Below are 7695 nucleotides of genomic sequence, written 5' to 3'. Positions count from 1 at the left end.
CGCCAGCGTTCAATCTGAGCCATGATCAAACTCTTCAATTAAAGTTTTGGCTCAATGAATACTGATAACATTACATTGTAATGTTGAATTGACTGTGCTGAATGATTGCTCATTCAAATGGTCACTCAGTTCATTGATAAATCTTTTGCGATTATCATCAACGAGTGCCCACACAGATTGATTGGTTTATATTGTTAAAGAGCGGTCTTCTTGGCGGTCTGCTTCAGAAGAGGCGGCCATTTTAGCGAGATAAACTGTCGTGTCAAACACTTTTTTCAGTTTATTTTCGTTGGCGATTTCGCCACCTAAAATACCGAACTGAATCACTGCGAGCGCCTGTTGCGTCTGCCGTGTCAGTGAGGGCGCATTATAGAGATCTACTTCACACTGACAAGTGTTTTTTTGATTTTTTTTCGTCTTTTTTCACTGTTCGATGAAAAAAGAGTCACCAAGGCCTGAAAGTGATGGTTTTCTCTACCAATTGCGGAATTGTTCGGCAAATTGAGAGACTTTATTCCAGTTAGTGTACTCCACTTCTTTACTGGTATCGGTCTCTCCACCAGTTAGCGTCATGATTAAACGTATCATCATTTTATCGAACCAACGGTAGCGCGGGTAATACAGCGCCCCAGCAAATACGGCGATACGCTCTGGCTGCCAAGGTGACTTTTTCAAGAAGGTTTGAATATAGACACTCCCTTCTGGTGTATCTTTTCCTTGCTCTTCTTTTCTTGCTGTAAGGTTAACGCAAAAGAAGGCGGCTTTATTACTGCGTAGGTCGTTAAGATGATCTTGAATGAACTGATAGAGTTTTTCGTTGAGGCGGCCATAACGAATCGATGCACCAATCAAGATTTTGTCGTAATCAGCTAGCGCTATGTCACTTACCTGATGCAGATCTTGGATATCACAATCGTATTCCGGCATCTGCTGCGCGATACGTTCGATAATTTTCCGCGTCTGCCCTTCTTGGCTTGAATACAAAAATAGCGCTTTCACAGCTCTCTCCTCACGAGTTATACCTAACTACGCCAGAATGTCGGCGTAAGCAGAATCAGTAGAGTAAATATTTCTAAGCGACCAAACAGCATAGATGCGATCAAAATCCATTTGGCTTTGTCATTTACATCCGCAAAATGTACGGCAACTTCCCCCAGGCCTGGCCCTAAGTTATTAAGTGTTGCGGCCACCGCAGAAAATGCACTGAGCTCATCCATTCCCGTTGCGATTAACGCAAGCATACAAACCACAAATACCAGCGCATAAGCGGAGAAGAAACCCCATACCGCATCCACGACGCGCTGCGAGAGTGCCCTACCACCCAATTTGATCGGGTAGATGGCGCGTGGGTGAACGAGGCGTTTCATCTCCCGTGCCCCTTGTAGGGTTAGTAGCAAAACACGGATCACTTTCATGCCGCCGCCTGTTGAACCCGCACACCCCCCTATAAAAGAAGAGAACAGCAATAACACAGGTAGAAAGAGCGGCCAGTCCGAAAATCCAGTTGTGGTAAAACCAGCCGTGGTGGAAATAGATACGGTTTGAAACAGCGCTTGGTCAAACGCTTGGTAAAAGCTGTCATAAGCGTGGTGCTTCAGCAACACAGAAAAGCAGATCACAAACAGCAGAATTTGGATGACGAAGAAAGCGCGAAACTCAGGATCGCGCCAATAGTATTTCGGATGCACCCCACCACTGGCAAAAGCGGCATAGTGCAAAGTGAAGTTACACGACGAAATCAGCAGAAAGATCACTGTGATGAGGTTAATCGCGTAGCTATCGAAATAGCCAATACTCGCATCATGGGTAGAAAAGCCACCGATGGCGATAGTAGAGAAGCTATGACAAATGGCATCAAATAAAGTCATCCCTGCCAGCCAAAAGGCAGCGGCACACGCAATGGTCAAACTTAAATAGATATACCAGAGTGCTTTCGCGGTTTCCGCAATACGTGGAGTCACTTTGGTGTCTTTGACTGGCCCAGGGATTTCAGCTCGATACAACTGCATACCACCGATGCCGAGCACGGGCAAAATCGCTACTGCGAGTACGATGATCCCCATGCCGCCAAACCATTGCAAAAATTGGCGATAAAAAAGAATAGCTTTAGGGAGCTCATCTAACCCCACAATCACGGTGGCTCCCGTGGTCGTTAATGCCGAAAAGGATTCGAAGAAGGCATCGGTCACTGAGATGTTAGGATCGGCCGCGAGCAGAAAAGGCAACGAACCCGCGCTACCGATTACCGTCCAAAACAAAACGACAATTAAAAAGCCATCTCGTGCTTTTAATTCATGTTTATGATGGCGGTTAGGAAACCAAAATAAGCCACCACACAGCAGCAGCACAAAAAAGGTCGAGACAAACGGTACACCCGCCCCATCGCGGTAGATCAAAGCCACCAACGCAGGCGCAAGCATAGAAACGCTAAACAGAGCGAGCAGAAGCCCGACAATACGGATAATTGAACGAAATTGCATTATGGTTTGTGCTGACTCGCTAAGTTCTGACAGTGTGTTCTGGTGAGCTGTTCACCTGTATTTTCGCGCCACTTTTATTGATCACGGCTTGTATGAAGGCATCGCATTGCAACGCTTCTAATTCCACGACCAACTGTACTTGTTCATTATAGTGAGCCTCCATTTCAGTGGCTGAGAATTGCGCCATCAAGGAATGAAGTAATGGAATCATGGCGTAGTCTAGCGTCAGGTGCACAGATGTGGTGATTTTTTTCTCAATAGTTTGAAGTAGCTTGAGCGCTTGCTGCACTCCACCACCATAGGCTTTAACGAGCCCACCCGTTCCTAACAATACACCGCCATAATAACGCGTGACCACCGCGGTGATCTCTCCCACGCCACTGCCAGTAAGTTGAGCCAATATTGGCTTACCTGCAGTACCGGATGGTTCCCCATCATCACTAAATCCCCACAACATAGAATCTTGCGGTCGACCGGCCACAAATGCCCAGCAATTATGCCGTGCATCGGCATGGAGACGCTTTATCTCTTCGACAAAAGCTTTCGCCGAGTCGATACCCGGAGTGTGTGCCAGATAAGTAATAAAGAGGCTTTTTTTGATCTCTTCTTCAAACTGAGTGGGTTCAGCAGGAATGAGATACGGCTGAAGGTTCATGATTCGAGCGCTCAAAAATAAAGTGGCACAGTCTAGCATGATATGCATTCGAAATAACGACTCTCAGCGACAGCGCACAATGTTAAACAGTTGTTTAAAAAATGTATTGAAATTAACCATTCTCCGGTTCACACTAAATTAACTGGTCAAACCAGAATATGACAACAATAACCGCTCTCTCACGCAATCACTGATTGTATGTCACGGAGATAGACAATGATTTACCAAGCCAAAACCCTACAGGTAAACCAACTCGCTAATGGAATTGCCGAGCTGTCCTTTTGCGCTCCTGCTTCCGTTAACAAACTCGATCTACACACGCTTGAATCACTCGATAAAGCGTTAGATGCGCTCGCCGCGGATCCCAGTGTCAAAGGCCTCCTACTCAGCTCAGATAAAGAGGCTTTTATCGTCGGCGCTGATATCACCGAATTTCTGGGGCTGTTTGCCAAACCAGAAGCGGAGTTGGATGAGTGGTTGCAGTTTGCCAATCGTATTTTTAACAAGCTGGAAGATTTACCTTTCCCGACCTTGTCAGCCTTAAAAGGCCACACCCTTGGCGGTGGCTGCGAATGTGTGCTCGCTACCGATTTTCGTATTGGTGATGCTACCACCAGCATTGGTTTGCCAGAAACCAAACTGGGCATCATGCCGGGATTTGGCGGAACTGTGCGTCTGCCACGTTTGATTGGTGCCGACAGTGCGATGGAAATCATCACTCAAGGTAAAGCGTGCCGTGCGGAAGAAGCATTGAAAGTTGGATTACTGGATGCAATTGTCGATAGCGATAAGCTGATCGATTCCGCAATCACCACTTTGACTCAAGCGATTGAAGAGAAGCTGGATTGGCAAAAACGCCGTCAGCAGAAAACCTCAGCGCTGACCTTAAGCAAACTGGAAGCCATGATGAGCTTTACCATGGCAAAAGGCATGGTGGCGCAAGTGGCAGGTAAACACTATCCAGCACCGATGACCGCGGTAGTCGCCATTGAAGAAGCGGCGCGTTTATCACGCGATGCTGCGCTGGATATCGAACGCAAACACTTCATCAAGCTAGCGAAGTCTACCGAAGCACAAGCGCTGGTCGGTATTTTCCTCAATGATCAGTACATTAAAGGCCTAGCCAAACAATCGGCGAAAGCAGCAAGCCAAGATACTACACACGCTGCCGTGCTCGGTGCGGGCATTATGGGTGGTGGCATCGCGTATCAATCAGCCTTAAAAGGCGTGCCAGTACTGATGAAAGATATTGCACCGCACTCCTTAGAGTTGGGCATGACCGAAGCGGCCAAGCTACTTAACAAACAGTTAGAACGCGGCAAGATCGATGGTTTCAAAATGGCGGGTATTCTGGCTTCCATCACTCCTTCTCTACATTACGCAGGGATTGATCAAGCGGATGTGATTGTCGAAGCCGTGGTCGAAAATCCAAAAGTCAAAGCGGCAGTACTCAGCGAAGTGGAAGGGCAAGTTGATGAAGAGACGATTCTGACCTCCAACACCTCGACTATTCCAATTAATCTCCTCGCCAAATCGCTCAAGCGCCCGCAGAATTTCTGTGGTATGCACTTTTTTAACCCAGTGCACCGCATGCCTTTAGTGGAAATCATCCGTGGTGAACACACCTCAGAAGACACCATCAACCGAGTGGTCGCTTATGCGGCGAAAATGGGCAAATCACCGATTGTAGTCAATGACTGCCCAGGATTTTTCGTTAACCGCGTACTGTTCCCTTACTTTGCAGGCTTTAGTCTGCTGATGCGTGATGGCGCGAACTTCACCGAAATCGACAAAGTGATGGAGCGTCAATTCGGCTGGCCAATGGGCCCGGCGTATTTGCTTGATGTGGTCGGCATTGATACCGCGCACCACGCTCAGGCAGTGATGGCGGAAGGCTTCCCAACTCGTATGGCCAAATCCGGCCGAGAAGCGATTGATGCCCTGTACGAAGCGAAAAAATTTGGCCAGAAAAATGGCAGCGGCTTCTATCAGTACACTGTTGATAAAAAAGGCAAACCGAAAAAAGCCTTCAGCGATGACGTGCTAGCCATTCTCGCTCCGGTATGCGGCGCACCACAAAGCTTTGATCCACAAACCATCATTGAACGCACTATGATTCCAATGATTAATGAAGTGGTACTCTGCCTTGAAGAAGGGATCATCGCTTCTGCGCAAGAAGCAGACATGGCGCTGGTGTACGGTCTTGGCTTCCCTCCGTTCCGTGGTGGTGTATTCCGCTATCTGGATACTATCGGGGTCGCTAACTATGTGGCTATGGCAGAAAAATACGCCAGCCTCGGCGCACTCTATCAAGTACCGCAACTGCTGAAGAGCATGGCGCAGCAAGGAAAATCCTTCTACAGCGCTCAGCAAGCCAGTGCACTGTAAATCGGTTTGGAAAAGGAATGACAAAAATGAATACTGTAGTGATTGTTGATTGCTTGCGTACTCCGATGGGGCGCTCTAAAGGCGGTGCTTTCCGCCACCAACGCGCGGAAGATCTTTCGGCACATTTGATGAAAGGCATTCTGGCGCGTAACCCGCAAGTTAACCCAAAAGAAATTGAAGACATTTATTGGGGCTGTGTGCAGCAAACGCTTGAACAAGGTTTTAACGTTGCGCGTAATGCGGCTCTGCTTGCAGGTCTGCCGATTGAGATTGGCGCGGTGACCGTGAACCGTTTGTGTGGATCGTCCATGCAAGCCCTACACGATGCTGCGCGCGCGATTATGGTGGGAGATGCGGAAATCTGTTTAGTGGGTGGTGTCGAGCACATGGGCCACGTGCCGATGACCCACGGCGTTGATTTCCATCCGGGCTTATCCAAGAACGTTGCGAAAGCAGCGGGAATGATGGGACTGACCGCTGAGATGCTCGGCAAGCTACATGGCATCAGTCGTGAACAGCAAGATGAGTTCGCCGCGCGCTCTCATGCGCGTGCCCATGCGGCAACATTAGAAGGTCGCTTTAAAAATGAGATTCTACCAACCGAAGGTCATGCCGCCGATGGAACGCTGTTCACCCTCGATTACGATGAGGTGATCCGCCCAGAAACCACAGTGGCTGGTTTAGCCGAACTGCGCCCAGTGTTCGATCCGGCCAATGGAACCGTGACCGCGGGAACCTCTTCAGCACTCTCGGATGGTGCTTCAGCGATGTTGGTAATGAGTGAGCAAAAAGCCAAAGCACTCGGGTTAACCATTCGCGCCCGCATTAAAGCGATGGCCGTTGCCGGTTGCGATCCTTCCATCATGGGTTACGGCCCAGTACCCGCTACGCATAAAGCACTCAAACGCGCGGGCTTAACCATGCAGGATATGGATGTAGTGGAACTGAACGAAGCGTTTGCCGCGCAATCTCTGCCTTGTGCCAAAGATTTGGGCTTGCTGGAGATGATGGATGACAAGGTGAACCTCAATGGCGGCGCGATTGCACTGGGTCATCCACTGGGTTGCTCTGGTACGCGCATCTCAACTACGCTGATCAACTTAATGGAAGCCAAAGACGCGAAATACGGCCTTGCTACCATGTGTATCGGCTTAGGTCAGGGTATCGCGACCATTTTTGAGCGCCCATAACCATTCAGTTACCTCTCTCAGAGGAGTATTTTAAGAGCCAGCGCTGCTGGCTCTTCTTATTGAGTTATTTAGCCTGAAGCCAATCACTATAAAGTTGATCGCTACTGCCCAGATAATTCACCATCCACTCAATCAATTTGTGGTTATCATCTTTGCGCCACACTAAGCAGCAACGACTAAGCGGCTTTTCATCTGGCAGCACTTTCTCCACCAACTGCCCACTAGCAAGCAGCGGCTGCGCCATATGTCTTGGCATATAGCCCACGCCTAACCCACTCTTTAAACTTTCTATCGCACTGTACCAGTTTGGCAATAGCAAGCGGCGCTGTTTCGGATAGTGCTCAGTATGACGTTTGGGTAGCACGCTTGAGGTATCATCCAAACAGATGGCTAAAAACTGACTGATAAACTCTTCACTCAAATTCTGCTCACGCACACAAGGATGATTGGGGGACATCACAAATGCCCAGTCGAGAATGCCCATATCGCGCACTTCAAAATCGCCACCAACTGGTACTGCTGCTGTTGCGCCAATAACAATATCGGCGCGGCCTTGTGCAATCGCTTCCCACGAGCCGTTGAACACTTCCATGTTGATCTGTAGCTCGGCGAAATCAAAAGTTTGGTAGAAGGCTTCCACCATCGGCTTCATCTTATCCAGCTTGACTACGTTATCGAGTGTTACTTTTAAGGTTTTACGCCAACCATGCGCAGCGCGTTTGGTTTGCGCACGGATCTCCTCCATCTGGCGCAATAACTGCCTTGCTTCAAGCATAAACAGCTCACCCGCCGGAGTCAGTTCCACCTTACGTGGCAAACGCTGAAACAGCACAACACCAAGCTCGCTCTCAATCTGGCGCACACTGTAGCTGATCGCCGAAGGCACTTTGTGCAGCACCTCTGCCGCCGCAGTAAAACTGCCCAAACGCGCCACAGCGTCCAACATTTCCAAAGAGGATTTAGAAAACATCACTCACCACCT

7 protein-coding genes are annotated in these 7695 nt (G+C 48.8%); 2 read left to right on the top strand and 5 right to left on the bottom strand.

The features are described from left to right. Positions 1-186 precede the first annotated feature (186 nt). The 4 genes from D908_RS10715 to D908_RS10730 form a co-directional block, all read right to left on the bottom strand. Positions 187-327: a hypothetical protein gene (locus tag D908_RS10715; protein WP_005524236.1), complete on the bottom strand. Its 141-nt coding sequence runs from the start codon at positions 325-327 to the stop codon at positions 187-189. A gap of 147 nt (positions 328-474) precedes the next feature. Continuing rightward, a complete protein-coding gene (hemG, locus tag D908_RS10720; RefSeq protein ID WP_005524234.1) occupies positions 475-999 on the bottom strand; it encodes a menaquinone-dependent protoporphyrinogen IX dehydrogenase in 525 nt (174 codons plus the stop codon). A gap of 23 nt (positions 1000-1022) precedes the next feature. Beyond that, the gene (locus tag D908_RS10725) at positions 1023-2480 is read right to left on the bottom strand and encodes a TrkH family potassium uptake protein (RefSeq protein WP_001160593.1); all 1458 of its coding nucleotides are present in this window, start codon (positions 2478-2480) and stop codon (positions 1023-1025) included. Positions 2481-2499: 19 nt separating this feature from the next. Further along, positions 2500-3135, bottom strand: a complete 636-nt coding sequence (locus D908_RS10730; RefSeq protein ID WP_005524232.1) for a YigZ family protein — start codon at positions 3133-3135, stop codon at positions 2500-2502. 216 nt (positions 3136-3351) lie between these two features. On the opposite strand from D908_RS10730, the gene fadB reads away from it, so the two are divergent. Both fadB and fadA read left to right on the top strand, forming a co-directional pair. Beyond that, the gene (fadB, locus tag D908_RS10735) at positions 3352-5523 is read left to right on the top strand and encodes a fatty acid oxidation complex subunit alpha FadB (RefSeq protein WP_005524230.1); all 2172 of its coding nucleotides are present in this window, start codon (positions 3352-3354) and stop codon (positions 5521-5523) included. A 26-nt stretch (positions 5524-5549) separates the two neighbouring features. Continuing rightward, positions 5550-6713, top strand: a complete 1164-nt coding sequence (gene fadA, locus D908_RS10740; protein ID WP_005524227.1) for an acetyl-CoA C-acyltransferase FadA — start codon at positions 5550-5552, stop codon at positions 6711-6713. Between the two features lie 64 nt (positions 6714-6777). On the opposite strand, the gene punR is transcribed toward fadA, so the two are convergent. Continuing rightward, the gene (gene punR, locus D908_RS10745) at positions 6778-7683 is read right to left on the bottom strand and encodes a DNA-binding transcriptional activator PunR (protein ID WP_000491960.1); all 906 of its coding nucleotides are present in this window, start codon (positions 7681-7683) and stop codon (positions 6778-6780) included. Positions 7684-7695: the final 12 nt, after the last annotated feature.

The organism is Vibrio mimicus CAIM 602 (assembly GCF_000338875.1).
GTDB classification, from domain to species: Bacteria; Pseudomonadota; Gammaproteobacteria; order Enterobacterales; family Vibrionaceae; genus Vibrio; species Vibrio mimicus.
The sequence above is the reverse complement of the archived record's forward strand: the minus strand, read 5'-3'. Positions and strand labels throughout refer to the sequence as shown.